Below are 26,968 nucleotides of genomic sequence, written 5' to 3' on the forward strand. Positions count from 1 at the left end.
TAATGATAAAATGAGTCTAATCATTATGGGAATATCAAAAATGAAATCACCAAGAGCAGATGCGCAACGCAAGCGGGATTATATTTTACAATCGTCTATGCATTGGCTCGCGCAACACCCTAATGGTGCTTTAGAAGATCTCAGGAAAGCCATTAATGTTGGTAGAACAACCCTATATCGGCATTTTAATAATAGAGAAACCTTTATCGCTAGCGTCTATGCCTATACCTTTAAACATGCGGTATTGCAACTCCAAGAAGGTAATTTTGTACATTGTAAAATCCCAGAGCTTGCTGAGCATTTAGTCGACAATACAATAAGGTTAGTTCGTAATTTTCCTTTATTAATCAATGGGCCAGGTGTTGATATAACGCAAAATGGCTCCATGGAGGAAGGCTATGAACAGGTTCTATTGACCATAGAACTCGGCATTCAACGTGCCCAAGCGAACCAACTGCTCAATCCCAGATTACCAAGTAAATGGCTAGCAAGTACTTTACTCGACCAATGTGCGGGCGCCGTTTTTTACCAAGATATGCTCACCGAATATGGGCAAGTACCGAATAAACTGATTAAACATAGTTTTTTTAGGGCATGGCAAGCTGAAGATGTATAAAGTATTAAATTAAATTAAAGTGATTAACCTCAGATCTGCTTAAGCGTTTTTGGTTGAAAGTTCGGATCTCGGAACAGGCATTTAGTTCAATTTATTAAACGAGATTCAGGTTGATTAACACTTATTTAGAATAAAAAATAACGAGGCGCTTCAATGAAGACATTAAAAACAGGGTTAGCAATCGCTCTCCTAGTGACAATCATATCTCTGCCCGCATTAGCAGAAACAAGGTTACGGATCTCTTTACAGTTACCCCTTAAACATCATTTAGGACAAAACTTATTACAATTTAAACAGCAAGTTGAAACAGCCAGTCACGGAGATTTAAAAATTGAAATTTACCCTTCTGCGCAATTATACAAAGATAAGGAAGTGCCTAGTGCCGTTGCATCAGGCGCGATAGAAATGGGGGTTACGTCCCTGGCTATATTTGCAGGTACAGTACCCGCTGTTGATTTGTTTTACGTCCCGTTCATGTTGCCATCTGCAGACTTAGTACGAAAAGCAACAGCACCGGGCAGCACTGTACGCCAACCGCTTGATGATGCGATCCTTAAAACAGGTGCTCGAGTACTTTGGTGGCAAGCATATGGGGGAGTTGCATTACTTTCAAAAGGAGATGCTATCGTCAATCCAGAAGACATGAAAGGTAAAAAGATACGCGTATTTGGCAAAACAGTAGGTCAGTTTGCTAAATCCGTCGGGGCTTCTCCCGTCGTCATGTCAGGTTCTGAGCAATTCTTAGCCTATCAACGCGGTACGGTAGATGCCGGTATGACAGGAATATCTACCGTCATGCCCCGAAAACTCTATCAAGTGATGGATAATCTCACTATCACTAAGCATGCCGACATTGAGTTTCTAGTACTTATTAACGATAAAGTGTGGCATAAGTTAAGTGAAAATCAACGTGTCATTATTACCAATGCAAGTCGCAATGTTGAAGCGGAACTGCGTAAAAGCATAGTCAAAATAGAAGCAGATGCTATCGCTGATTCGAAGAAAAAAATGCAAGTATTTGAATTAAGTCAAGAACAAATCGCGGCGTGGAAAGTTGCAACGAGTTCAGTTGTTGACACGTATATTCAAAACTCAGGCGAGCTTGGGAGACAGCTTGTTGATGCGGTTAAGTCATTGTAATAACTAAAATGTAATGCGTTCATTAACTGTGGATAAAAAATGAACTATGGATAAAAAATGATAAGTTGGATTAGTCGATTAAGTGCACTTATTGCCGCCTATTTATTTTTTGCTATAGGCATCATTATTGCCTATGAGGTCATAGCGAGATATGTTTTCAATACGCCAACAATATGGGTCGAAGAAGTCTCACGACTTATGCAGTTATGGGGGTGCTACCTTTCAATGGGATTCATGCTAAAAAATCGTAAAATGATCCGCATAACCCTTTTATTAAAGCTACTATCTGGAAACTATGCCAAATTAGCCGAACTGACCTCGATCACTATTATGGCATTATTTAGTTTAATCACAATCTACTATGCCAGTTTAATTACATTAGACTCCCTAGCATTAGATCGACATACCCCCAGTATGCTAGGGCTTCCTGCTTGGTTATTTGAATCCTCTATCGTATTCGGCTTCATACTCTTGTTTATGCAGTGCTTGGTTGAATTTGCCTGTGTGTGCCAACAAAAGAAAATCGACTTTGAAATGGATCACGACATATGATTATGCTAAGCGTCCTTTTGATAATGTTAGCATTAATGTTAATCGGTGTTCCCATTGCTTTTACGTTAGGTGGAATGGGATTATCCATGCTTATTCTAGCTGATTTTTCACCCCTTATTGGCTCACAAGCCTTAGTAAGTAGTATCGATAGCTTTATTTTATTATCCGTCCCCTTGTTTCTATTAATGTCTAATGTGCTGCTTAAGGGGGGAGTCGGTACCGATTTGTTTAATGCTGTACAAACCTGGGTAGGGCATTTACCCGGCGGCTTAGGCATTGCAACTATACTCTCTTGTGGGTTTTTCGCCGCCATATCTGGCTCTTCTATTGCTACCGCTGCCACTATCGGCACCGTGGCAATTCCGGAGATGATCAAACGGGGTTATCCCCGTCATTTTGTTTTTGGTTTATTAGCCGCAGGGGGCACCTTGGGAATACTCATCCCCCCCTCGATCCCCATGATTATTTATGGCGTTATTACTGAAGAATCGATCGTAGATTTATTTATGGCAGGTATTGGCCCTGGTATTTTCCTAGTCTTGCTATTTACTTGCTATTGCATTTTTTTCTCCATTAGGCACAAAAAGCAACAGCGCCCAGCTAAGGCGAGCATGCAAGTAAGATTGGCAGCCAGCATAAAAGCAAGTCCAATATTTATGTTAGCCGCTGTGATCCTCGGTGGAATTTATGGTGGCGTGTTTACGCCAACTGAAAGTGCCGCGATTGGTTTAATCTGCGCCTTAATTATTGTTTTTTTACGTCAATCGCTCAGCATAGGAGAATTACATAAGGCCATTATAGAGTCACTTCAGACCACAGTTGCCATTTTTATGATTATCGCCGGGGCTAAAATATTTTCCAAAGCGATAACCTTATATCGCATTCCACAGGATATAACCACACTGATCACGACCAATATTGATCAAGTAGGTTTGTTTATTTTACTCGTCTGCTCCGTGTTACTATTACTGGGTTTCTTTTTAGAGTCTATCTCTATGTTACTCATCATGGTTCCCGTGTTATTGCCATCACTTGGTGCATTAGGGATTGATCCCATTTGGTTCGGCATTATCTTTGTGATTATGATTGAATGTGCACTCATCACTCCGCCGGTAGGATTAAACTTATTTGTCATTCAGGCTGTAGGTAAAGCAGATATTACCGAGGTCATAACGGGAGTTTACCCATTTATCTTCTTAATGTTAGCGGCGGTGATCGCGATTTACTTTATACCTAGCATCACCACTTATCTTCCCTATGCACTCTGAATATATTGTTGAGTAAAGCGATTGCCTCAATCATCGTTTAGTGCCAATGTCTGTCCAGTTTTTGGCAGCGCATACGCACTGCGCTATAACAAGTCTGTGGTTTATGCCTACACATATCATGGGCATTTGTTGGGCTGAGATACTTCAAAAAACAGTCCTTTAAACTGCGGCGACGAGATTATTTAGAAGGATTCGCCTACTCCGTACAGGTGGTAGTGAAACTCAATTGGAAAAATATGAATGTGAGCGGTGTAATTGAAATTTAATAATTATTTTTGGTATCCCTTAGGTAAATTAGTTACCTTTCTCAAGGTGAGTTGGGGATCAGGTGAGCAAACTGCTGTTGATGTATTTGTTCATACAGTGTTGCAGCATAACATTGAGCATCTTTAAAACGGCGGGTAGTGAGATGTTTACGTAAATCAGTTAAGGCGGTTGTTGCAGGTTCGTAGCCTTGGCTACTGGCTAGACTTAGCCATACCGCGCCATGAAAAACACTTGCGGGTACACCTTGGCCTTTGATAAAAAATAATCCCAGATAAAATTGGGCTCGCTGATCACCAGACATTGCAGCTAAGCGCATCCATTTAGCTGCTAGAGGAGGTTGATCATTTTTTAAATAATACAGGGCTTTATGAACGGTGTTATCAGGAGTATCTGCTTTAACCGCACTGTGAGTAGCACTGCTTGGTTGGGTGATAAACGATAAAACGTTTTCTAGCTGTTGTTCTAAATCTAAGCCAATTGGCGATGTATCTGTCATAGTGCCACACATATTATTGTTGTCATTTACCTGCTCAGTTTAGTCTAATATCAGGTTAATTGTCCTGTTATTCTTGAAATATATGATAAAATCACTCAATTATTGTCATCTAAAATGAAACTTACTTATGCTCGACGCGTTATTTAAAATTAGCGACCACAACTCGACTGTGCGTCGCGAATGTATTGCTGGCCTCACTACCTTTATTACTATGGTGTATATTGTGTTTGTCAACCCTGCTATGTTGGCTGAAGCTGGTATGGATCAAGGGGCTGCGTTTGTAGCAACTTGTATAGCTGCGGCCATTGGCTGTTTTATAATGGGTTTTTGGGCAAATTACCCGTTAGCTTTAGCACCTGGTATGGGGCTAAATGCCTTTTTTACTTATGGTGTAGTGTTAGGGATGGGATACACTTGGCAAGCAGCATTGGGGGCTGTGTTTATGTCGGGCTGTATCTTCTTGTTCTTAAGTTTGTTTAAAGTAAGGGAGTGGATCATTAATGCTATTCCATTGGTGTTAAAGCAAGCCATTGCAACAGGGATTGGGGCGTTCTTAGCGTTAATCGCGCTTAAAAATGCCGGCATTATTGTGGCCAGTCCTGCAACATTAGTTCAGCTAGGTGATATTACGGCTGCCGGTCCATTGTTGGCTATTTTTAGCTTTTTTGTTATTGCAGCACTACTTTATCGTGATTTTAAAAGCGGTGTTTTGATCAGTATTTTATCAGTCACAGTGATCGCGCTAAGTTTAGGATTGGTAGAATATCAAGGTGTGGTATCTATGCCTCCTTCAATTGCGCCTACCTTTATGCAGCTTGATTTTGCTGCAGCGTTTGAACTTTCGATGTTGAGTGTTATTTTTGCTTTTTTGTTTGTTGATTTGTTTGATACTTCAGGCACCTTAGTTGCGGTAACACAAAAAGCGGGCTTGGCAGATGAAAAGGGCAATATGCCACGTTTAGGACGAGCATTAAGTGCTGACAGCACCGCAACTATTGCTGGTTCAGTACTGGGTACGTCAACTACAACCTCATACATAGAGTCAGTTGCAGGGGTATCTGTAGGAGGTAGAACAGGGCTTACAGCAGTGGTTGTAGGTTTGTGCTTTTTATTGATGATGTTTTTTGCACCTTTGGCGAAAATGGTACCAGCTTATGCAACTGCGGGTGCTATTTTATATGTGGCGGTGCTAATGCTGCAAAATCTCAAGTTTGTAAATTGGGATGATATGACAGATGCCATACCAGTGAGTGTAGTATTACTGATGACGCCGCTAACATTTTCTATTGCACATGGTATTGCACTGGGCTTTATTTCTTATACAGCCGTTAAAGTGTTATGTGGTAAACGTGAACAAGTAAGTATCAGCGTCTGGATATTGACAGTGATGTTTGTGATAAAATTTGTGTTTTTATCTTAGCGAGTTATTAAGTTAATCCAAAGGAAAAGTGGTTTACCACTTTTTCTTTGGTGCAAAAAGTACGTCTAAATCATCTTGTTCTTGTTCTACTTTTTTCTTAAGTGCTGTTGCATTAGATGCTTTAAGCTCAGTACTTATTGTTTCTAAATAACCTTCGAGCTCTTGGCGTTTAGTCGTGATATAGTCATCGCTATAAGCGACGGCAGATACCGTTGCGTACGCTTTTTCAAAGTATTGACGCGCAGAACCGACCATGTTCGCAGAGCGTGCGGATAAACCTCGTTTAATCTGGCTTTCAATATTAATTCGTAATTGAAGTTTCTCTAAACGTTTGTCTTCAGCTGTAAAAATTTGGCTGTCAACTTTTCCTTTACTATGCTCTGAACGAAGTACGGCACGCACTTTCTTAATACCTTGGATAAGTGCTATTAATTGCTTGTCGTTATCGGGTAATACTAAATTCTCTAAATTCGCGGTGTTAATTGAATCCCCTAAACGATCTTTCGCTTCTTTTAAGCGATTCTTTAACTCTTTTGAATTGGGTGATAGCTGCACCATTGCCGCTAACGCATCATAAATACGCCGTTGCAGAATACGCACAATATGTTCTGACATAGGGATGTTGGCGTTATTTACTAGAACGTCTTCTGATTCTTCAATGATTTTTTTTTGTTTGGTGAGGTCTTTGCGTCGTTCTGTTTCTTGTTTCTCTTTATGCTGTTGTACCGCACTGACCCAAAGGGCAATGACAATCAGTGCAACAATCAACATAATAATAATAGAAACGATCATGGTTTAGTTCTCAAATTTCACAAGCTAATAATTTTAATCTTACCTTAAATATATGCTAACAGGATAGTTTTGCGCAGTTTATGTAAAAAAGAATTCACTTTCTCATGATTTATTACTATCTGCGTTATGATATTTTTTCATTTTGAGCCTCAGCTCAAAAGATGGCTACCTCAAAACGAGGGATTATGCTAGCCTAGGCAAATGTCCTTATAAATACGATCCTGACAGCCATTTTCTATTGTTAACCAGAAAAAACTTGGCTTGACGCGATGTAGCATTTATAAATAAGCAGTATAACAACACTAAAAATGCAGCCATGAAATTACAACAACTCAGATACATCGTCGAAGTCCAAAATCATAAACTTAATGTTTCAGCAACGGCTGAAAGTTTATTTACCTCACAACCAGGTATTTCTAAACAAGTGCGTATGTTGGAAGATGAGTTGGGCGTGCAGATTTTTGGACGAAGTGGAAAACACTTAACCCACGTTACCAGCGCGGGCACTGAAATAATTAATATTTCCCGTGAGATCCTTTCTAAAGTAGAGGGGATTAAAGCGGTTGCAAATGAGCATACTTTACCTGATCAAGGTAAGCTGAATATTGCTACTACACATACCCAAGCGCGTTATGCACTGCCAAGTGTGATCCAAGGGTTTATGAAAAAGTACCCAGCGGTGTCATTGCATATGCACCAAGGTACGCCGCAGCAAATTTCTGATGCCGCCGCCCGTGGCGATGCTGACTTTGCAATTGCCACCGAAGCATTGCATTTATACTCAGATTTGGTGATGTTACCTTGCTATCACTGGAATCGCAGTATTGTAGTGGCAAAAGATCATCCTCTAGCTAAAAAAGCAGAGTCGCTGACCGTTGCCGATATTGCTCAGTATCCACTTATTACTTATGTATTTGGTTTTACTGGCCGTTCAGAACTTGATAAAGCATTTAATGCGCAAGGACTTGAACCACATATTGTATTTACAGCAACTGACGCCGATGTTATTAAAACTTATGTACGTTTAGGTTTAGGAGTGGGTGTTGTTGCATCAATGGCGATTGATCAAATTACAGATACAGATTTAGTGTGCATTGATGCCAGCCATTTGTTCGAAGCCAGCACCACTAAAATTGGTTTTAGAAAAGGCAGCTTTTTACGCACTTATATGTATGACTTTATAGAGCGTTTTGCACCACACTTGACCAAGGAACGAGTTGAAAAAGCGAGTTTACTGCGAAATCAAGATGACGTAGATAGATTGTTTGAAGATATAGAGTTACCAGTTAAGTGATGACCTAATGCGCAGAAAATAAAAAAGCCGCTTAATTGCTTGCACAAATGCATTAAGAAATCATCGTGCTTACAGAACCGTTTTTATATGCTACTTGCTATCAGTTGGTGTAATAACATTGGGTCTTGCAAAAGTGTATTACTGGAGTGTGTCACTCTAGCCTGACAGATCATACCTTCTTGTAAAGTCATTAATAATTGTGCTAACTGTTTGCTTTTTTCTAACTGGCCTTTAAGTTGCTCTGTGTGCGAGAGTTTATCGAACAATAACTGTAAAACCGATTCTTTGTGTGCTTTGCAAAGCAAAGCAATAGGGTGATCGCTTTGTGGAAACTCCGCTGCGGCATTAATAAAAAAACAGCCATTAAAAGGTCCAAGCTCTGATACTTCATTGTCTATCCAAGCTGAGAGCGCGCCAAAAAGTGCATTAGCGACTTCGAAGGGGGTATTGCAGTTTTCTAACTGTTCATACAACCACTGATTAAAACGCTGATCTCTGAGCTCTAAACACGCACAGATCAACTCATCTTTACTGACGAAATGATTATAAAGCGTTTTCTTTGCAACACCTGATCCTTTAAGTATTTCATTAATACCTACCGCATGGACCCCTTTTTGATAGAACGCACTGAGTGCGGTATTAATTATCTGGGTACGTTTATCCATGGTTGCTCCTTGTTAAAAAGTAAGCTTGACATAAGTAGACCGATTTGTCTATTATCTAGAGGTAGACAGGTCGGTCTACTTCAGGAGGTAGTAATAGTAATGAATGATATATTTTACAAAGCCGTTATCGCGGGTCTTTTTTCAGCTCTGACACTTTCAGTGTTAGCGTATTTAGAAAGCTTAGGGAATTATGGTGTATGGCTTATGGCTCCATTTGGCGCAACTGCGGTATTGGTGTTTGGTGTGCCAAACAGTCCTTTAGCAAAAGCAAAAAATGTTATAGTAGGGCATTTCATCACCGCCGTGATAGGTTTGGCTTTTATTAGTTTTATAGGCGTAGATCCGCTTAGCATTGCAATTGCGACTGGATTAGCGGTGACCGCAATGATGTTGACTAACACAATACACCCTGCAGCAGGGGCCAACCCTATTTTAATTATGGTCAGTGGTCAAAGTTGGGACTTTTTGATAATGCCAGTTCTTGTTGGTACTGTGTTTATTGTTATCTGTGGGTATCTTTCAGGGTGGTTGAATACAAAACTCAATGTTGTTGGCCATAAAAAAACCGCTTAAAAGCGGTTTTTTTATGCTACGAGTCTAAAGTTATTACACAACACCGCGAGGTAAGCGGCAATCGTGATCTTTTTTAGCTAGGTACACAATCCAAAACTCTTCGGCAGTGTAACCTTTTTCATTAGCTGTTGTTATAGTAAATGGTGCTTTTTTAACAGCTGCTTTAGCTGGCACTGCTGATTTAGTTTTAGTTTTCTTAGCCGGTGCTGTTGCTGCAGGTTGTGCAGACGAATCGCCTGAAGTTAGCTGCTCTGTTAATTCAGCAACTTCTGCTAGGCGCAAGTTTTTGCCGCCGTCGATGCTGTACCAACCAGGTTTGGTGGTGATTTCAGGTTTCTTACCATTGGCTGCTTGGTATGCTGCTTCAAAGGCATTTAATACTTCTGTTTTGTCTAGTTTGCTCATCAGAGACCCTATACGTTGTAAACACAGATTGAGAATATTTATTTATACCTATTTTTGACTTACTTTTCAATTTTTTGCGATTTTCCTTCCATTTTAGCCCTATAAACGCCAAAATTTGCACAAAATTTAACGCTAATCTGGAATAAAAAAATGCAGCGCAGAGAATTTAACCAATTACTAAACACCATTTTAAGACCTGATTCTATTCAAGACTTTTGCCCAAATGGGATACAAGTCGAAGGATGTGAACAGATTAAAAAAATTGTGACAGGTGTCACTGCCTGTCAAGCATTAATCGATGCTGCAATTGCGCATGGCGCAGATACAATATTAGTTCATCATGGTTATTTCTGGAAAGGTGAAGCGCAACCTATTACCGGTATGAAAAAGCGTCGCATAGCTGCGTTACTTAATCATGATATCAATTTATTTGCTTATCATTTACCTCTTGATGTGCATCCAGCAATCGGTAATAACGCGCAACTGGCACAATTGCTTGATTTAGAAATACTCGATGGTTTGGAGCCTGTTGCAAATAGTGTCGCAGTCAAAGGGCGTTTAAAAACCCCAATGAGTGGTGAGCAATTTGCACAAAAAATATCAACAGTGCTCGCTCGTGAACCTTTAGTGAGTCTAGTACGTGATGAGCTAATTGAGACCATCGCTTGGTGTACTGGAGGTGGCCAAGGTTATATTGATTTGGCTGCCAGCCAAGGGATTGATGCCTATTTAACCGGCGAGGCTTCAGAGCAGACCATTCACAGTTCGCGTGAGCAAAAGATCGACTTTTTTGCCGCAGGCCATCACGCCACCGAACGCTATGGCATCAAAGCGCTCGGTGAGTTATTGGCTGAGCAACATGGCTTTGATGTAACCTTTATTGATATAGACAACCCAGTTTGAGTTGCCAGCTAATTCACTTTAAGTGAGTGAGATGTTAAAGCGCTTCTGGAGCAATCCAGCGGCGCCCACTTATCCACGCACTACCGATTACTTCATGCCAGTAACTTGTGACTGCCTTTAATACTTTAGATGAGGCCACGCTGAGAAATCGTAAAAGTCAGTGGCGGCTGGAATAACATCAACGCCTTGGCTATTAAATAAATCTTTTGCACATGCCATGTGACCTGCCAGTGCAACTTTAAAATCAACTAGAGTAGGTGCTAAAAGCTGTGCTTTATCGGCGGTATTCATAGCCGCAGGATTTTGTTTAATACGCTGCGGTTAAACCTATTTTATCGACCGTTATTTAACTTACAGGTATTTAAAAAGTGGCGATACACTGGGTTATCTTTCATATTCTTTTTCATGGCTAAATACATTGGACGGGTTAATCCCAGCGCGCCTAATGGAATCGACTTAATGAGCCCTTGGCTTTCATATGGTGTTACTAACCAATCCGGTAATGCTGCAACCCCCATTCCGGCACTGACAAGCTGAAAAATGAGCAGGCCTTGATCTACGGTTTTCAAGGTGCCATCAAAACGTGCATTTTGAATAAAATGTTTGAAGATATCCTGACGCTCTCGTGGAATAGGGTACGAAATAATCGTCTCGTTTTTCAAATCAAGCGCCGTTACATAGGCTTTTTTCGCTAGTTCATGATCTGGGGCAACAATTAATTTAAGTTTAAAATCAAATAAATGTGCGTATTCAAGTTTATCTGGTTCACGAATGTCTGAAGTGAGTACTAAATCTAATTCATCACTGAGCAGATCAGGAATAGCGTCATAACTAAAGCCGCGCTCATAATCAACTTTGATATCAGGCCAAAAGTTATTGAATTCTTTAATTGTTGGTAATAACCAATGAAAACAAGCATGGCATTCAACACTAAGTCGTAATTGTGAAATTGGTTGATTAAGACTTTCTTTTAAACGGCATTTGGTTGCTTCAACACGCGGGAGTACTTCACTGGCAAGTTCAAGTAATAGCATACCTTGAGGAGTAAAGCGCACCGGTTGAGTTTTACGTTCAAATAGTTGGCAATCAAGCTTGTTTTCTAAGTCTTTGATTTGATGTGATAAAGCGGATTGAGTCAAAAATAATTCGCGCGCAGTATTTACCAAAGAACCGGTTTCTTTCAAGGTTGCTATGGTTTTTAAGTGTTTTACATCAATCATCTTTAATAATTCTCATGGGAAAGGTGAGCTTAACTCAGATTACGGCCATACTACGCTTTTATTTAAGCATCATCAACGTCTAGATGGCTATGGCGTCTATTTTTTTACGGGAAATTTACAAGTTGACGATATGTCTTTATCTGGCAGCGCTGTCATTGTGTTTTTTTATTTTTTATAAATTATTACCATGAATTTACCTCAAGTTTGAACTGAGAAAGCATCAGTTATTTGATATAGGGGATAGGTTTGTGATTTTAGCCATCTAAATAGCTAGAAGTGAATTTAAAAATGGCACAATTACATAACTTAGGCTTTCCTCGTGTAGGTAAAAAGCGTGAACTTAAATTTGCAGTAGAATCGTACTGGGCTGGTAAAATTAACCAAGCGCAGCAAGGGGGGGAATGGGTAAACCCAGACTATGGTTTGAAAACCCGTGGTTGGGAAGAAACGCGACAAACACTTGATAATATGGTTAAAGCAACCAAAGAGTTGCGTGAGGAGCTGCAATAAAGAACATCCCCCTACGATGTAAAGCCCTAACCAAACTTAGTTAGGGCTTTTTTTGTTGATCTGATTTGGGTTCATCTTCAGTGGTTGGTTTTTTAAAATCCATTTTTGCTGAGTGTTTGATCAGCAAAATATTACCGATAATGATTGCTAACACTAAGATGATAATGAGTATATGCCAAATTTGCATGGTGATCTCTAATGAGCCATTTATAAGTATTTAGTGTAGCAAAGATTAACAAGGTTAAAAACGTACCGTAGCAATATGAAATAGAATGATTAAATTTTTTGGTGCTAAATAGGCACTAATAAGGTGCTGGTTAGGGGCTTTTTAATCTCTTATGAACAGCGTAAATTACGCTACAAGATTTACTTAGGACTTATCAACAATGATTTCACTTGGTCGTTATTTATTATTAATCGCGCTAGTTTTTAGTGCTTCCTTGTTTGCGCAAACACAACAGTCACCTAATCAGTTATTAACTCAGGTAGGCGATCAGCTGTTTAGTGAAATTGGCAAAATAAACAGCCAAGGCACAGCGAGCAAAAGTGACATGGCACACATTGTTGATCAGTATTTAATGCCTAATATAGATGTTAAATTTGTTTCCTATAAATTATTAGGTAAGCACATTAAAGGTATCGATCGCCAACAAGCGACTGCATTTATAAGTGCAGTGGAGCATTACTTGACCACTACCTACGCTGCTGCATTAATGAAATATACTGGGCAAGAAATAAAATTCGAAGAAAGTAACGATGCTGCAGAGAGCGAGTTTGCCACGGTTAAGACGCAAATTATTGCAGATAATGCGCCAACGATTGACTTACACTTTAAGCTTCGCCAAGGTAAAGATGGTAGCTGGAAAGTATATGATATTGTCGCTGAAGGTATTTCGTTACTCAGTGCAAAGCAAAAAGAAGTTATTCAACGAATTTCAGAAGTTGGCCTTGACCAAGTGACAGCTGAGCTTAACAGTAAGTAATCATTTCCAAGTAAGTCTCCAACCTAAAGCACCGTGCAGTGTTAACTGCATGGTGCTTTGTTATTTTCTTTTAAAATCACACGGTTTGGCTATAGCGTGTGGTTTTGGGTATGCTAGAATAAGCGCTTACATACCCACTGGTATCACTAATTTACTGGGGTACTTAAAATTATATTAAGCGCAGTGTCAGTTTGTAGTTGTTAAACTCTTTTACTGACCTTTGTACCGAGCAAGATAGACACTGGAGTTGTGTTTTTTTAATGGAAAATGTACTTATTTGGCCTAAAGAATACCCGTTATTAGTCAAAGGACTTATTGAGCAAAACGGTGCATTTATTTTAGACGCTTTAGAAGCATGGCCAGCTTGTCGCTCGACTGAAGAAGACGATGGCGTGTGTACTACTATACTACCGCCTATCTATTATTTAACTTGGTTAACTCCCCTTGAGCCATTCGAAGAGTGTTTTTTCCAACACATTTGCGAATATGATGAAGCCGCTCAACAGTATATTTCGGCAGCTAAAGATTACTATTTTGATAACGAATATAGCCCAGAGAGTTTGGTGTTATTACTTTGTCAACGCCTCGAAAAATATGCAGCTGTTGCATCACAAACGACGATACAAACACCCGTCACGTTATTATCTCAGTTATTCTCAAAACGTTATTTTACCATCATCGAGTTTGCGCTCAATGCAGGCAGTAAAATGAGTGCTGGAGATGCTTTGGCACTGTGGAAAGAAGTTGATTTTCGTGAACGTTTTAGCACCTTTATACCTGACTCAATCGATGACGTTAATGCGTTAAGTGAATTAGCGGCGAAAAAAGTTGCGGGCGGTAAGGATTATTTCACCTTATTGACCCAAGTATCACCAGATGTTGACTCAGTGGTGCTATTAGAACAAGCACTGTTGGCGCATTTGCGTTTTGATACAGCTAAACAAACGATGGCGATGCGTTTTATAGAGCAAGGCGCAACAGGGACGTTGGCGGATGAAAATGGTAAAACGGCCTTTATGTGGGCTGTTGAAAAAGGGTTTGTTAATTTAGTACAAACCTTATTAGATAAACAAGATAAAAAACAACGTGATGCCCTTGGTAACAGTGCTTTACATTATGCGGTACTAGCAAAAAATGAACCTTTGATGGTGCTATTATTGAAGTCTGGCTATGACTTTCGTGTTCGTAACTGTGATGGCTTAAGCTGTTATCGTTTAGCAGTGAGTGTTAAAGCCAGTCAGTTAGTAAAATGCTTAGAGCGTGATTTTGGTATTAAAGAATTATCGCCTGATGGACAATTTTCGCGGATCAAAAAAGTCCATGGCCTACATGCGATAGTGACTTTGTTATTGCCGCTACAATTGTTTTTCTTTTTTGACGATACACTTGTGATTAAAAGCGAGTTGACGCTTTGCTTTACTATGTTGGCTATAGTGTGTTTCTTTTTTGCAATGAGTTTAAAGCGCTGCGCTTTATACCCGCATATTAAACACCCATGGGGGTTATTTGTACTGCGTTGTTGCTCATTGATCAGTTTAGTCGGGCAGCTAGGTTTAGCAAGTATTGTGGCATTGGCGACGTTAAGTGAAGTTGTTTAAGCTTTTTGCATGTATTGTAGACAAAAAACGCGCTAATTAAGCGCGTTTTTTAGTTGTTAACTTTAGTCTTTATTATCAAATTCATGAGCCGCTTTTTCTGTTGCTAGCTCATCTTTTAGCTTTTGAATTTTTAGCCCTAACTCTTGACCACGGCGACGTGCATAATAAGTGCAACCAATAAACATCATACTGGCGAAGAGCAGCTCTAAAACGACCCATATTAGTTGTTCTTGTGCGACCCATAGCAGGGTAAAACCGTGAATGAAATAGAACATAACGATAAAGTTTGCCCATGCATACGTATAAGGTTTATCTTGAATGATACCTTTTAGCGGCAGTAAAAGCGGCAAAATATACACAACAAAAATAAATCCATTGCTATGACCTTCTCTGGGCTCTAATAAAAACAACCAAAGTGGCATCAGCAGTAATAAGCCAATATAGCCAATTATTGCAATACGTTGAAAACGGATAGTGATAGCCTTTTTCGGCGTGAGTTGTGGGTTTAAACCGCTGTGCGATGTCATTGTAATTTTCTCGTGATTTTAACTAAGCGTTGTCCAACGCTTTGGCAAATTTTAATTTCGTCTTTACTTAATTGCGCGCTATTTTGTGCACCAGCAACATGGCTTGCGCCATAGGGAGTGCCGCCGGTTTGCGTTGCCAGTAATTCTGGTACTTCATACGGTACACCCATTAACAGCATACCGTGGTGCAATAACGGCAATGACAAATTAAGCAGCGTTGCTTCATTACCACCATGCATGCTACTTGATGATGAAAATACACAGGCAGGTTTATCTATTAATTGCCCTTTTAACCATAGGTCGCTGGTGGTTTCCCAAAAAGCTTTGGCTTGTGAGGCCATCATACCAAAGCGAGTTGGAGTACCAAATGCTAACCCATCACACAGGATTAAGTCGTCTTTGCTGATCACAATATCGTGAGGTTCTCTAGCTACAAAAGTTCTTAACAGTGCAGTACCACCTTGGCATTCAATCGACTCTGCAATTTCATGAGCCATAGCAGCAACAGAGCCATGACTTGAATGATACAACACAACAAGAGTAACACTCATTAAAGTACGCTTAATACGTTTTCTGGTGGGCGACCCAGAGCGGCTTTATGGTCATTTACGACAATAGGGCGCTCAATTAATTTTGGATTGGTCACCATGGCTGCAATGAGCACGTTTTCATCATGCTCATTTTTAAGGTCTAACTCTTTGTAAATATCTTCGTTAGTACGCATTAGTTCACGTACCGAAGAAAATCCCAGCTGTTTAACTAAGATGCTGATCTGCGCATGATTCAGTGGGGTTTTTAAGTATTCGATTATCTCTGGCTGAATCGATTTTTGCTCAAGTAGGGCTAATGTTTCACGCGATTTTGAACAACGTGGATTATGAAAAATAGTAACAGACATAGTAACAATCCAATTTGATAAAGTAAGGCTATTTTAGGCCAAGCGACACGAGACTTAAAGCCTTGCGAGCTCTTTTTGCATTTGTCGGTATTGCGTTAGCAATGCTTTGAGACGTTGTTGTTTAATTAGCTCCTGCGGCTTGACAAAGTTGAGTGCTTTTTGTACTTCATCAGCGGCTTTTAAGTAGGCACCGTATTGTGCGAGCACGTCGGCATTCGCTTCATGATAAGCGGCTAAGTTATCTTGTTTTTTATAGGCATCTGCAAGGAGTTGCATGCCTAAATTATGTTCAGGTTTTTCTAGTAAAAATAATTTTAATACTTGCACTGCAACATCGTATTGCTCAGCTTCAAGTGCTGCATTGGCATAGTTTAAGGTAATAACTTGATTGTTTGGACGATTTTCATGCAATGCGGCTAAAAACTTGACTGCCTCTGCGGCTTTTTTCTGAGCTATTAATAGATCAGTATGCGTATCAATATAGAATAAATTTTTAGGATCAGACTTTAAAAGTTCGTCTAAAATTGGCGTCGCCTCATCGAGCTTTTTTTGATCCAATAAACTAATACCCAAACCATAATTAAGCGCTGTTTTATTATAAAAGCTGTTTTCACGTATGAGCTTTCTAAAGAAATTCTCAGCTGCTTCTGGTGTTTGGTGGTAGCGAGCAATCACGCGGCTTTTGGCAAGATTAAATTCTAAGCTATCTGGAAGTTGACGTTTTTCAAATTGCTGTGCACGTAAGCGCACGTCAGACACGCGGCTCTCTGGTAATGGGTGAGTCAGTAAAAAAGCTGGCGGCTTGTATTTATAACGAATTTGCGCAGCGAGTTTGGTTAAGAATTCACTGGATGCGTAAGGATCAAACCCTGCATTATTGAGCGTTTGCATACCAATTCGGTCGGCTTCTTGCTCCGCTGAACGACTATGGGTGAGTTGGCTAAATGCACTTTGTGTTTGACTCGCTGAGATAATTGCTATGCCAGCATCAGGAGACACAACGGTTGCTAAAATACCGGCAATCATACCGGCAATAGTCAGTGCACTGTTATCTTGTTGTTGTTGCATGCGACGTGCAAGGTGGCGCTGGGTTACGTGGGCAATTTCATGGCCAAGCACAGAGGCAAACTGACTTTCGTTATCGGATTGCGCAATTAAACCGGTGTGCACCCCAACATGGCCACCATAAAAAGCAAATGCGTTGATTTCAGGGTTGTTTATCCAAAAAAATGAAAATGGAAAGCGTACATCATTGGCATTGGCAACCAGTTTGCGGCCAATTGTCGTTAAGTATTCATCAAGTACGGGATCATTAACAACGGGGGATGAGCCGCGAATTTGCATCATCATTACTTTCCCGATCGCTTGTTCTTTTTCAAGAGGCATAGCTTGCAATGCTGACGTACCAAGATCTGGTAATGTAAAATTAGTTTGTGCCTTTAATGGCTCACTGAGCAGTACACTAAACGTTAAAAGTGTACTGCATAATGTAATAAAGGCTGATTTAAGCTGCATTTTATTCCTTGTTATGGTCTTCACCTAGCATAAGTTTAGCAATGTCAATTTCATCACTGCATGCTCTGCTATCTCGTTCGCACAATTGATACAATTCTTTGATTGTGACACCATCTAGCTTTACAACGTTCAATTCTCGTTGCAAAAAATTAATGATTTTATGAACTACTTTGTGTGCATGAAGAATTATCGCTTTATCTGCTTTGTCACCACGTTCAAAGTAAAAACCAATAAATTTATGTAATTGGTTTATTCGGATCAAACTTTTCATTGATACCGGATCCCATTCATTAAACTCTATAAAGCGGTTATCTTTAACGTATTTATCTATTGTAATGTCTTTTGCATAGGGTAATGCCCATAATTCAAAGCCTCGGTCGGTAAATACTTGGTGTAACGCAATTCTTGGCTTGTTTTCACAGTGGATCTCTCCAAGAGCGTCTTCATGACCTCCTAGTAAATCGAGATTCCAATTGCGCCTATCTATTATTCTTTTAACGGCATTGTCAAAACCGTGTTCTAATATCCCTTCTGACTCACTCACCGAAGAGGCGACAAGGTGATAGAAGGGCGGGAGTTCGCCCCAATTTATTTGTTTTTTATACCAGTTAATTTCTTTGAGAGTTGGATTACTGGGTAGTTGCGCTTTATTATGCGTGCCAGACATTAACTTATCCTTACTACTAACTATGCTATAAGGATAAACTATTGCGATGCGTGTTTTAAGAAAAAGTTACATTTGTTATTAATAGTACTGATAAGGACCGTATTATTATTTATTTTTATAGGGTAGATACTTGGTTATGCTAGAGCAAGATTTGCGCGGATTTAAATGCCCGCAGCAATTTATCCAGTTTAAATTGGCTTTACGCCAAGCTGCAACTGCGAAAACCATAAAGTTTACACTTTTAGTAGATCAATCTACTCAAGATATGGAGCGCTTTTTGCAAAAAAATCATTATCAATACAAATTAGAACAACAGCGTGGGTTGTTAATCGTGGAGCTAAATAGTGTTTGAATATGTAAAAATGTGGTACGAAAGAAAGTTTTCAGATCCACATTCAGTGACTTTATTGTTTTTATTACTCGCTTTAATGGCGATGTTTTATTTTTTTGGTGCACTTATTGTACCCGTGTTAATTGCATTAGTGATTGCTTATCTGCTTGATTGGCCTGTTGCGCATTTAGAACATTTTGGCTTACACCGTTTTACTGCCACTATTATTGTCATGTTGATTTTTTCAGGACTGATGTTGGCCTTATTGATTGGCATGGGACCTATCTTGTGGCAGCAAGCCAGTAATTTGGTGCAAGAAAGCCCACACATGATAGAACAGGGAAAATCATTTTTACTGCACTTACCTGAGCAATACCCGAGCTTAATTAGCGCCGAACAAGTGCAATCCATGGTAATGAGCGTTGAAACGAAAGCAATTGAGTTTGGTCAAGTGTTGTTATCTGTCTCGCTAACATCATTAAAAGATGTCGTGGCATGGTTGATCTACCTTATTTTAGTACCATTGCTGGTGTTTTTTATGCTTAAAGATAAGCTTGAGTTGATCAGAAGCGCAGAAAAACTTGTTCCTAAGCAAAGACGCTTAATTCTACAGGTGTGGCATGAAATGAACCAACAAATCATGAATTATATTCGTGGTAAAGTGTTTGAAATTTTGATTGTAGGCTCTGTATCGTTTATCGCGTTCACTATTTTTGATTTACGTTATGCAGCGCTATTGGGCGTACTAGTGGGGTTATCGGTGTTGATCCCTTTTGTCGGCGCTGCCCTAGTAACAATTCCAGTTGCAGCCGTAGCATTATTTCAATTTGGTTTAGAAACTCAGTTTTGGACTATCTTGATTATCTACGGTGTTATTCAAGCGCTGGACGGTAATGTGTTAGTGCCGTTACTATTCTCTGAAGCGGTTGATTTAAATCCGGTATTTATTATTGTCGCGGTGCTATTCTTTGGGGGGTTATGGGGGTTTTGGGGCGTGTTTTTTGCAATCCCTTTGGCTTCCTTAGTTAAAGCATTACTTAATGCATGGTCGACTAAACATGAAGAACAAGCGAGCGAGCAAAAACAGCGTTAGTCATAAATAGTATAGATAACGCACTTGAGAGACTAATTGATTATTACGCAGCTCATGAATTTTATGTAGAATGGGTTATAAGATATATCTTTTAGTAATATGGTGCGTTTTCTAATGTCTGATTTATTATTTCCAACTGACACTTGTTCACAAATTTACCTTGATGCAAACGCAACAACCCCTGTGTTACCGTGCATTGCTGAGGTTGTCTCGCATACGATGCAAATTTGTTTTGGTAATCCTTCTTCTTCTCATATTACCGGTATTCAAGCTAAACACTTATTAGAGCAAACGCGTCAAAAAGCGCGTAATGTGATAGGTGCACAGCAGGGCGATATTTTATTTACTTCAGGAGCTACTGAAGGCATTCAAACCGCTGTAGTGTCAACATTAATCGCGGCTAAGAATCACACCATTAAAAACCCAGTGCTATTATACGGTGCGACTGAGCATAAAGCGGTACCTAATACCTTAATACATTGGAATAGCGTATTGGGTATAAACGCAACCGTGCTTGCGATCCCAGTATCGAGTGATGGCCTTTTAGATTTAGATTTTATTGCTCAACACGCCAATGATGCACTGATGATTTGTACCATGGCGGTTAACAATGAAACCGGTGTTTATCAAGATTTAAAAGCGATTGAAAAGGTAATACGAACACATAACACGGAAGTTGCGTGGATGGTGGACTGCGTACAAGCGCTAGGGAAAACCGCATTAGCCCTTAGCGATACAACGATTGACTACGCGCCATTTTCAGGCCATAAACTTTACGCACCGAAAGGTATTGGCGTGTTATATATTCGTCAAGGCAGTGCTTATACACCATTTATTGCTGGTGGTGGCCAAGAAAGTGGCATGCGCTCCGGTACTGAAAACTTGCCCGGTATTGCAGGTCTTAACAAGCTGTTTTGTTTATTGCTTGATAAAACGGACGACACTTTTAAATCACTCGATGTGCTAAATAGCTACCGTGAGCAATTACACCATGCGTTAGTGGATACCTTTGGTAATATAACCTTTAATCATACTTTTGCATTATCAGTACCAACAACGTTAAATTTTGCTGTTGATGAACTCAGTAGTAAAGAAGTGATGGATTTGTTCGATGCGGCAGGCATTCGTATCAGTGGTGGCTCGGCTTGTAGCTCGGGCGCAAATCGTAGTTTTGTGTTAGATGCTATGGGAGTGAGTGATTGGTGTAGTGAAAATGCAATACGTTTATCATTTGGACCGGCAACAACTCAAGCTGAAATAACCTCTGCCTGTAAGCGTATTCGTTCACTTAAATCAATATTACAAGCTAATTGTTTGGTGGTTTCAGATTCGTCATCACCACAGCAAGAAGCGTGCGCATTAGGGTTAACACAATTTAGACATCAAGGTGCGTGCTGTTGGCTGTATGTCAGTCAAGATAAACAAGCGGTGGTTATTGACCCTATTATTGAGCTTATACCGCGTCTTGAAAAAATAGTACACACACAAAATTTAACAGTAGCAGCTATTTTAGACACTCATGCCCATCAAGAACGATGCTGTGCGACTACATTGTTGGCACAAGCCTTAAAGTTCAGCTTGCAAGACGAGCATGAATTAGGTTGGCCAGTGCAGCAAACGAGTATTGCATTACCTGAATGCACCATTGAGCGCTTAGCTACTCCCGGGCACAGCAAAGACAGTGTTAGCTACTTATTGAAATGTAACAGCTCTCAACAAGTGCTATTTTGTTTTTGCGGTGATTTGCTGCTGCCAGCAGGGCTTGGTAATACAGCAATTGACGGTGGGGACGCGTTAGTTATGGCACACTCGTTACGTCAACTATCAGCATACTTAGTTGAATCGACGGTTATTTGTTCTGGTCATGATTACCAGCAATGTTTTGCTATTAATTGGCAAGTTCAACAACAGCAAACGCCGTTATTGCAAGCATTATTGAGCAATGAATTAAGTGATACTGAATTTGCTAATAACAAACAACGCAGCGATGAGGACAATTTATGTAAATTTGCAACTTTGTGTGGTTATGCTGACAGTTTACAATTCAGTACGGCTTATGAACTAAGTGCCGTGCAAGCAAAAGATATGTTAACTATAAGCGATGTCTATTTAATTGATACCCGTGAACCCTATGAGCATGGGGCAAATAATATTTCTCAGTTATTTGCAGTCAGCTCTGCAAGAGTGATGAATATTCCGCTAAGTAGAATGGCCAACGCCTTAGTCGCAGGACAATTAAGCACTCAAGGGAAATATATTTTACTTTGTCGCAGCGGTAATCGTTCAAAACAAGCGGCAACTAACTTATCTCAGCTTGGCTTTACTGACGTGTATAATCTTAGCGGTGGAATGGCATTGCTTTAATGTAGAAATTAAAGACAAAAACAATAAAGGCGCTTGTAAGCGCCTTTATTGTTTTTAATAGCATTGTAACGTTATTGTTTTGGCCCTGAACTTTCACGGATCACAATTGAGGGGGTAAATGATGTGATGATGTCTTTATCTTGGTTACGAGCACCGCGAGTTTTGGTAAATAATAACCTTGCAGCATGTTGAGAGATAACATCGTTTGCTTGATGAGCGGTGGTTAACTTTGGCCATGTCTGACGGGAGAAAGGAGAATCCTCAAAGCCCGTTATAGATAACTGTCGAGGAATGTCAATACCCATTAAGCGTGACGCAAATAAAGCACCTGCGGCCATTTCATCGTTGCCACCTAAGATTGCAGTGATCGCTAGTTTGTTGTCATCGCCTAACAATGCTTTTGCACCTTCAACACCTGACTCAAAGGAGTACTTGCCATCATAGACCAATTCACTGTTAAAGTGAGTTTTATGATCTGCCAGTGCTGCTTTATACCCTTCAAGACGCTCTGATGTTGATTTATGCTCTTTATCACCACAAATAAAACCTATATTTTCATGACCATGTGTTAATAAATGGGTAGTGATCTCATATGCTGCTTTATAATCGTTTACATAAATGCAGGTATCTTGATCTTCATCAGTTGGGCGCCCGGATAACACTCTAACGTAGTGAATATTCAACTCATCAAGTAAATTGGTAATACTACTTTGTTCTGACAATGGCGGTGTAAGCACAAGCCCCGCTAAACGAGATCGCTTGATCATGGTAATAAATTCATCTTTCATATTTGTATCTGTGTAAGTGCAAGGATGGATCACCAATTCATAACCTTCGTCTTTACAGCGAGAGAGCACACCATTTTGCATATCAATTACGTAATACGCATTAGGATTGTCATAAACCAAACCAACCGTAAATGATGACGTGCCAGCGAGGTTTCGCGCTGCAAGATTTGGCTGATAGTTCAGCTCTTTTACAGCATCCATGACTATATCGTAAGTTTTTTTACGAACAGATGGTTCTTTATTGATCACCCGCGAAACCGTTTTCATCGAAACCCCAGCGAGCCTCGCTACATCATTTATAGTTACTTTCATAGAGTTACTTTTAGGTTATTGTTTTAGCGTTGTCATATTCTTGATAAGAATACATTTAAGTAGACTTAACAAACGTGTTATTCATTAATTCTTCATCAAGACCAGTTAGTGTATCTAATGTTCAGTAAAATTAGCAGTAAAATAATTGAGATAATTTTTATGATACCGGTGTCAAATGAGTGAAAGTACGTTATTATCTCGATTATAAAATATGAAACTAGCTTATTGACAGCGCTGTCATTCTAACTTATTGTTAACTTTGTTTGTAAATCAATACGCTATCATTTCACTTTATTCATATAAAGATAGTTATAAATCAGTTTGTTGCAAGTTTAAGGGGATGTTAAAAATGAGTTGTCGTTCACAATTAGCTAGTTGGCAAGCATTACAAGAAAGTGCGAATAAGATGAAGAAAGTTCATCTTAAAGATTTATTTGCCAATGACAGCACGCGATTTGCGCAATTTTCGACTCAGATCCCTGGCGTTTTATTTGATTATTCAAAACAATTGATTGATAACAGCGTAATGACACAGTTACTGTCTTTAGCACAAGAGTGTGATATCGCTCATTGGCGAGATAAAATGTTTAGCGGCGAAAAAATTAATACCACCGAAGATAGAGCCGTGCTTCATACTGCACTTCGTAACCGTAGTGCATCATCATTAGTTGTAGATGGCGAGAATGTAAGTTCGGTGGTTAACGCTGAATTACAAAAGGTTAAACTGTTTGTTGAAAAAGTACGTAGCGGGCAATGGTTAGGTTATACCGGTAAAGCCGTGAAAGATGTTGTGAGCATTGGTGTTGGTGGTTCAAACTTAGGCCCACAAATGGCCACGGAAGCACTGAAAAGCTATGCAGATGACTCATTAAAAGTACATTACGTTTCAAATGTTGATGGCGTACAAATTGCGTCAGTATTGAAAGACATCGATCCTGAAACAACTTTGTTTGTGATTTCTTCAAAAACATTTACAACATCTGAAACCATGACCAACGCAAAAACCGCCGTTAAATGGTTTTTAGAGTCAGCCGATGACAAGCAAGCCATTGCTAAACACTTTGTAGCAGTAAGTACTAATTTAGAAAAAACGGCAGCGTTTGGTATTGCAGATGAAAACGTATTCACAATGTGGGATTGGGTAGGTGGTCGCTTTTCATTATGGAGTGCGATAGGCTTACCAATTGCACTGTACTTAGGCTTTGAGACATTTGAAGCAGTGCTTGAAGGTGCATTTGAAGTTGATGAACACTTTAAAACGGCCGAATTAGCAGAAAATGTGCCATTATTAATGGCTTTGTTGAGTGTATGGAATACCAGCTTTTTAGGTTTCGATTCACAAGCAATTTTACCTTATGACCAAGCTCTACATATGTTGCCTGCCTATTTGCAGCAAGGTGAAATGGAAAGTAATGGTAAGCATGTAAATTTTGCAGGCAACACTGTACCGTATACCACAGTGCCAATTATTTGGGGTATGACCGGCATTAATGGCCAACATGCCTTTTATCAGTGTTTGCACCAAGGCAATGTAATTGTGCCGGCTGATTTTATTGCCTCTATTAAACCTCAGGTTAATATTGGTCAGCATCACGACATTTTATTATCGAACTTTTTTGCACAAACCGAAGCGATGATGATGGGAGTTGATGCCGAGCAAGTTCGTGCTGATTTAACAGCCAAAGGTAAATCTGAAACTGAAATTACAGAATTGTTGAATCATAAAATTCATCAGGGTAATCGCCCTACCACATCAATGCTGTTAGATACGGTGGATGCAAAAACGGTTGGTCGATTAATCGCTTTGTATGAACATAAGATTTTTTGCCAAGGTATCATCTTAGAGATCTGTTCGTTTGATCAATGGGGTGTTGAACTTGGTAAAGGCTTAGCCTCAAAAATTGAAGCTGAGTTATTGGATGACAATATAAGTCATCCACATGATAGTTCGACAAATGGCTTAATGAGCTATTATAAACAACGTCGAGCGGATTAAAAATTCGCACTGTACAATCCAATTGTGCCGTGCAACCAAATACCTTTGAACGGGTAACGCTGGAGTTCTTAGGGCCCGTATATTTGTGAGAGGATATACAGAGCCCCTAAGACTCATTTAATACCAGTTTGAAATGAATACAGCTGAATCAATATTCAGTGATAAAAACAAGCGAATTCAACAGGCTTTTTCTCGAGTACGATGCCAAAAAGCTGACATCAACTAAACAACAAGAATATATGCCTGCACTATCAATAGTGGATAGTTGACAACGGGGCATAGCAAACGTAGAGAGTAAATTATGTTAAATCCTTTTGATATTGTAATTTTTGGGGGCGGTGGTGATCTTGCATTACGCAAATTATTACCTGCAATGTATCGCGCATATCAAGAAGGCAACCTTCCACAAGGTTCTCGTATTTTACCGACGGTTCGTGAAGAAAGTAAACGTGCTGAATACATAGAAACAGCCCATCAGGCATTAAAAGAATTTTTAGGTAAAGGTGAGTTTAATGCTAAAGATTGGAAAGCTTTTTCCGCGTGTTTAGTGCCAGTTGTAACCAATGTTACCGAAGCGGACGATGATTGGGATAAACTAAAAACAATACTTGATGAGCACGATGCAGACAAATCTCGCGTGTTCTATTTATCACTTCCTCCTGCGGTATATGGCAGCTGCTGTGAAATACTGTCTAGCAAAGGCCTTATCACTGCAACATCACGTGTCGTTGTTGAAAAACCAATTGGTTATTGTGGTAATTCAGCAGAAGAGATCAATGCAAAAATTGCAGAGTTTTTTAGCGAAGAGCAAATTTTCCGTATCGACCACTACTTAGGTAAAGAGACAGTACAAAACTTAATGGCACTGCGTTTTTCAAACTCATTGTTTGAAAACATGTGGGATGCTAAATCAATTGATAATATTCAAATCAGTTTATCGGAAACCGTTGGCCTTGAAAGCCGTGCTGGGTTTTACGATAAAGCCGGTGCTTTACGTGACATGGTGCAAAACCATTTATTACAATTGTTATGCTTAGTGGCAATGGAATCACCAAATAAACTTAATGCAAACAGCATCCGCACTGAAAAGTTAAAAGTATTGGAATCACTACGCCCACTTGTTGCAACGGATGTAGATAACAACATTATTCGTGGTCAATATGTACCGGGTGATTTGGATGGCAAAATTGTCCCAGGTTATCTTGAAGAATTAAATGAAGGCTCAAGTAAAACAGAAACATTCGTTGCAATTCGTGCTCATATAGATAACTGGCGTTGGGCTGGTGTGCCATTTTACCTACGTACAGGTAAACGTATGGCAAAACGCTGCGCTGAAATTGTGGTTGAATACAAAAAAGTATCACACAATGTGTACGGTGATAATGTTGGCAATATTGAACCAAACCGTTTGGTTATCCGCCTCCAGCCAGAAGAGACAATTCAATTAACCTTGATGTCAAAGCGCCTTGATAATTTAGAGATGCAATTAGAGCCGGTAACCATGAACATTGAGCTGTCGCAAGCTTATAGTAATGGTTTCCACTCAGATGCATACAAACGCTTGATGTTAGATGCGACTGCAAATAATCCATCTCTGTTTATTCACCGTGATGAAGTACGTCAAGCTTGGAAATGGATTGACCCAATTATCGAGCGCTGGCAAGAAAAAGGTAAGCCTGCTTTATACCGTGCCGGTAGCTGGGGACCTGATGATGCAGATGAGCTATTAGCTGAAAATAATCATGTTTGGTTTAACACTGGCGATAAGGCATAAC

The 26,968-nt window shown here is 39.8% G+C and carries 28 protein-coding genes and 2 pseudogenes; 17 read left to right on the plus strand and 13 right to left on the minus strand.

The annotated features are described in order from the left end of the window. The first annotated feature begins 40 nt into the window (after positions 1-40). The 4 genes from J7338_RS17335 (at position 41) to J7338_RS17350 (ending at position 3,576) form a co-directional block, all read left to right on the plus strand. Complete coding sequence (locus J7338_RS17335) at positions 41-616, plus strand: TetR/AcrR family transcriptional regulator (protein WP_210798193.1); 576 nt, start codon at positions 41-43, stop codon at positions 614-616. A 153-nt stretch (positions 617-769) separates the two neighbouring features. After that, on the plus strand, positions 770-1,756 hold the full coding sequence (locus J7338_RS17340) for a TRAP transporter substrate-binding protein (protein ID WP_210798194.1): 987 nt from the start codon (positions 770-772) through the stop codon (positions 1,754-1,756). A gap of 57 nt (positions 1,757-1,813) precedes the next feature. After that, complete coding sequence (locus J7338_RS17345; protein WP_210798195.1) at positions 1,814-2,308, plus strand: TRAP transporter small permease; 495 nt, start codon at positions 1,814-1,816, stop codon at positions 2,306-2,308. Positions 2,309-2,331: 23 nt separating this feature from the next. Then, complete coding sequence (locus J7338_RS17350; RefSeq protein ID WP_210798196.1) at positions 2,332-3,576, plus strand: TRAP transporter large permease; 1,245 nt, start codon at positions 2,332-2,334, stop codon at positions 3,574-3,576. A 307-nt stretch (positions 3,577-3,883) separates the two neighbouring features. Here the strand turns inward: J7338_RS17350 and J7338_RS17355 are convergent, their stop codons facing one another. Further along, on the minus strand, positions 3,884-4,339 hold the full coding sequence (locus J7338_RS17355) for an SEL1-like repeat protein (RefSeq protein ID WP_210798197.1): 456 nt from the start codon (positions 4,337-4,339) through the stop codon (positions 3,884-3,886). 127 nt (positions 4,340-4,466) lie between these two features. Between J7338_RS17355 and J7338_RS17360 the strand changes: the two genes are divergently transcribed. Continuing rightward, positions 4,467-5,759: an NCS2 family permease gene (locus J7338_RS17360; protein ID WP_210798198.1), complete on the plus strand. Its 1,293-nt coding sequence runs from the start codon at positions 4,467-4,469 to the stop codon at positions 5,757-5,759. Positions 5,760-5,792: 33 nt separating this feature from the next. On the opposite strand, the gene J7338_RS17365 is transcribed toward J7338_RS17360, so the two are convergent. After that, a complete protein-coding gene (locus tag J7338_RS17365) occupies positions 5,793-6,551 on the minus strand; it encodes a hypothetical protein (protein WP_210798199.1) in 759 nt (252 codons plus the stop codon). Between the two features lie 316 nt (positions 6,552-6,867). Here J7338_RS17365 and cysB point away from each other — a divergent pair, with 316 nt between their 5' ends. Then, the gene (gene cysB / locus J7338_RS17370) at positions 6,868-7,845 is read left to right on the plus strand and encodes an HTH-type transcriptional regulator CysB (protein ID WP_210798200.1); all 978 of its coding nucleotides are present in this window, start codon (positions 6,868-6,870) and stop codon (positions 7,843-7,845) included. 83 nt (positions 7,846-7,928) lie between these two features. Here the strand turns inward: cysB and J7338_RS17375 are convergent, their stop codons facing one another. After that, complete coding sequence (locus J7338_RS17375) at positions 7,929-8,510, minus strand: TetR/AcrR family transcriptional regulator (RefSeq protein WP_210798201.1); 582 nt, start codon at positions 8,508-8,510, stop codon at positions 7,929-7,931. 99 nt (positions 8,511-8,609) lie between these two features. On the opposite strand from J7338_RS17375, the gene J7338_RS17380 reads away from it, so the two are divergent. Further along, positions 8,610-9,083 (plus strand): HPP family protein, encoded by a 474-nt coding sequence (locus tag J7338_RS17380; RefSeq protein WP_210798202.1) that lies wholly within the window; start codon positions 8,610-8,612, stop codon positions 9,081-9,083. Positions 9,084-9,116: 33 nt separating this feature from the next. Here J7338_RS17380 and J7338_RS17385 read toward each other — a convergent pair whose 3' ends face one another. Beyond that, positions 9,117-9,488, minus strand: a complete 372-nt coding sequence (locus J7338_RS17385) for a hypothetical protein (protein ID WP_210798203.1) — start codon at positions 9,486-9,488, stop codon at positions 9,117-9,119. 150 nt (positions 9,489-9,638) lie between these two features. On the opposite strand from J7338_RS17385, the gene J7338_RS17390 reads away from it, so the two are divergent. Then, complete coding sequence (locus J7338_RS17390; protein WP_210798204.1) at positions 9,639-10,391, plus strand: Nif3-like dinuclear metal center hexameric protein; 753 nt, start codon at positions 9,639-9,641, stop codon at positions 10,389-10,391. 117 nt (positions 10,392-10,508) lie between these two features. Here J7338_RS17390 and J7338_RS21150 read toward each other — a convergent pair whose 3' ends face one another. Continuing rightward, positions 10,509-10,682, minus strand: coding sequence for a hypothetical protein (locus J7338_RS21150; protein ID WP_210798209.1), 174 nt, complete (start codon positions 10,680-10,682; stop codon positions 10,509-10,511). 41 nt (positions 10,683-10,723) lie between these two features. Then, the gene (locus J7338_RS17400) at positions 10,724-11,611 is read right to left on the minus strand and encodes a LysR family transcriptional regulator (protein ID WP_145241014.1); all 888 of its coding nucleotides are present in this window, start codon (positions 11,609-11,611) and stop codon (positions 10,724-10,726) included. 288 nt (positions 11,612-11,899) lie between these two features. Between J7338_RS17400 and J7338_RS21155 the strand changes: the two are divergent. After that, positions 11,900-11,998 (plus strand): annotated as a pseudogene (locus tag J7338_RS21155) (hypothetical protein); the annotation flags it as partial. Between the two features lie 9 nt (positions 11,999-12,007). Then, positions 12,008-12,121 (plus strand): annotated as a pseudogene (locus J7338_RS21160) (hypothetical protein); the annotation flags it as partial. Positions 12,122-12,161: 40 nt separating this feature from the next. Here the strand turns inward: J7338_RS21160 and J7338_RS17410 are convergent. After that, entirely contained in the window at positions 12,162-12,308 is a 147-nt protein-coding gene (locus tag J7338_RS17410; protein ID WP_210798213.1) for a DUF2897 family protein, read from the minus strand. A 199-nt stretch (positions 12,309-12,507) separates the two neighbouring features. Here J7338_RS17410 and J7338_RS17415 point away from each other — a divergent pair, with 199 nt between their 5' ends. Both J7338_RS17415 and J7338_RS17420 read left to right on the plus strand, forming a co-directional pair. Then, positions 12,508-13,104 (plus strand): MlaC/ttg2D family ABC transporter substrate-binding protein, encoded by a 597-nt coding sequence (locus J7338_RS17415; RefSeq protein ID WP_210798214.1) that lies wholly within the window; start codon positions 12,508-12,510, stop codon positions 13,102-13,104. Between the two features lie 260 nt (positions 13,105-13,364). Then, entirely contained in the window at positions 13,365-14,702 is a 1,338-nt protein-coding gene (locus J7338_RS17420; protein WP_210798215.1) for an ankyrin repeat domain-containing protein, read from the plus strand. Positions 14,703-14,764: 62 nt separating this feature from the next. Here J7338_RS17420 and J7338_RS17425 read toward each other — a convergent pair whose 3' ends face one another. The 5 genes from J7338_RS17425 to J7338_RS17445 are packed head-to-tail and all read right to left on the minus strand — an operon-like array spanning position 14,765 to position 18,309. Further along, on the minus strand, positions 14,765-15,229 hold the full coding sequence (locus tag J7338_RS17425) for a DUF2069 domain-containing protein (RefSeq protein WP_210798217.1): 465 nt from the start codon (positions 15,227-15,229) through the stop codon (positions 14,765-14,767). Beyond that, positions 15,226-15,780 carry an NAD(P)H:quinone oxidoreductase gene (gene wrbA, locus J7338_RS17430; protein WP_210798219.1) on the minus strand — a complete coding sequence of 185 codons (555 nt, stop codon included), beginning with the start codon at positions 15,778-15,780 and terminating at the stop codon, positions 15,226-15,228. Before wrbA ends, J7338_RS17425 begins: the two co-directional genes overlap by 4 nt. Continuing rightward, entirely contained in the window at positions 15,780-16,127 is a 348-nt protein-coding gene (gene arsC / locus J7338_RS17435; RefSeq protein WP_210798220.1) for an arsenate reductase (glutaredoxin), read from the minus strand. Before arsC ends, wrbA begins: the two co-directional genes overlap by 1 nt. Before the next feature lie 54 nt (positions 16,128-16,181). Continuing rightward, positions 16,182-17,642 (minus strand): beta-barrel assembly-enhancing protease, encoded by a 1,461-nt coding sequence (gene bepA, locus J7338_RS17440; protein ID WP_210798224.1) that lies wholly within the window; start codon positions 17,640-17,642, stop codon positions 16,182-16,184. 1 nt (position 17,643) lies between these two features. Further along, positions 17,644-18,309, minus strand: coding sequence for a hypothetical protein (locus J7338_RS17445; RefSeq protein WP_210798227.1), 666 nt, complete (start codon positions 18,307-18,309; stop codon positions 17,644-17,646). Positions 18,310-18,445: 136 nt separating this feature from the next. Here J7338_RS17445 and J7338_RS17450 point away from each other — a divergent pair, with 136 nt between their 5' ends. From J7338_RS17450 to J7338_RS17460, 3 genes are all read left to right on the plus strand, one after another. Continuing rightward, positions 18,446-18,661: a sulfurtransferase TusA family protein gene (locus tag J7338_RS17450; RefSeq protein WP_210798229.1), complete on the plus strand. Its 216-nt coding sequence runs from the start codon at positions 18,446-18,448 to the stop codon at positions 18,659-18,661. Continuing rightward, positions 18,654-19,733, plus strand: coding sequence for an AI-2E family transporter (locus J7338_RS17455; RefSeq protein ID WP_210798231.1), 1,080 nt, complete (start codon positions 18,654-18,656; stop codon positions 19,731-19,733). The genes J7338_RS17450 and J7338_RS17455 overlap by 8 nt, the downstream gene beginning before the upstream one ends. A gap of 114 nt (positions 19,734-19,847) precedes the next feature. After that, positions 19,848-22,097: an aminotransferase class V-fold PLP-dependent enzyme gene (locus tag J7338_RS17460; RefSeq protein ID WP_210798237.1), complete on the plus strand. Its 2,250-nt coding sequence runs from the start codon at positions 19,848-19,850 to the stop codon at positions 22,095-22,097. 71 nt (positions 22,098-22,168) lie between these two features. Here the strand turns inward: J7338_RS17460 and J7338_RS17465 are convergent, their stop codons facing one another. Then, on the minus strand, positions 22,169-23,197 hold the full coding sequence (locus J7338_RS17465) for a LacI family DNA-binding transcriptional regulator (RefSeq protein WP_210798238.1): 1,029 nt from the start codon (positions 23,195-23,197) through the stop codon (positions 22,169-22,171). 349 nt (positions 23,198-23,546) lie between these two features. Between J7338_RS17465 and pgi the strand changes: the two genes are divergently transcribed. Together pgi and zwf are read left to right on the plus strand one after the other, a co-directional pair. Continuing rightward, complete coding sequence (pgi, locus tag J7338_RS17470; RefSeq protein ID WP_210798240.1) at positions 23,547-25,193, plus strand: glucose-6-phosphate isomerase; 1,647 nt, start codon at positions 23,547-23,549, stop codon at positions 25,191-25,193. Between the two features lie 301 nt (positions 25,194-25,494). Further along, positions 25,495-26,967 carry a glucose-6-phosphate dehydrogenase gene (gene zwf / locus J7338_RS17475; protein WP_210798241.1) on the plus strand — a complete coding sequence of 491 codons (1,473 nt, stop codon included), beginning with the start codon at positions 25,495-25,497 and terminating at the stop codon, positions 26,965-26,967. The last annotated feature ends 1 nt before the right edge of the window (position 26,968 follow it).

The organism is Pseudoalteromonas ostreae, from assembly GCF_018069805.1.
GTDB lineage: Bacteria > Pseudomonadota > Gammaproteobacteria > Enterobacterales > Alteromonadaceae > Pseudoalteromonas > Pseudoalteromonas ostreae.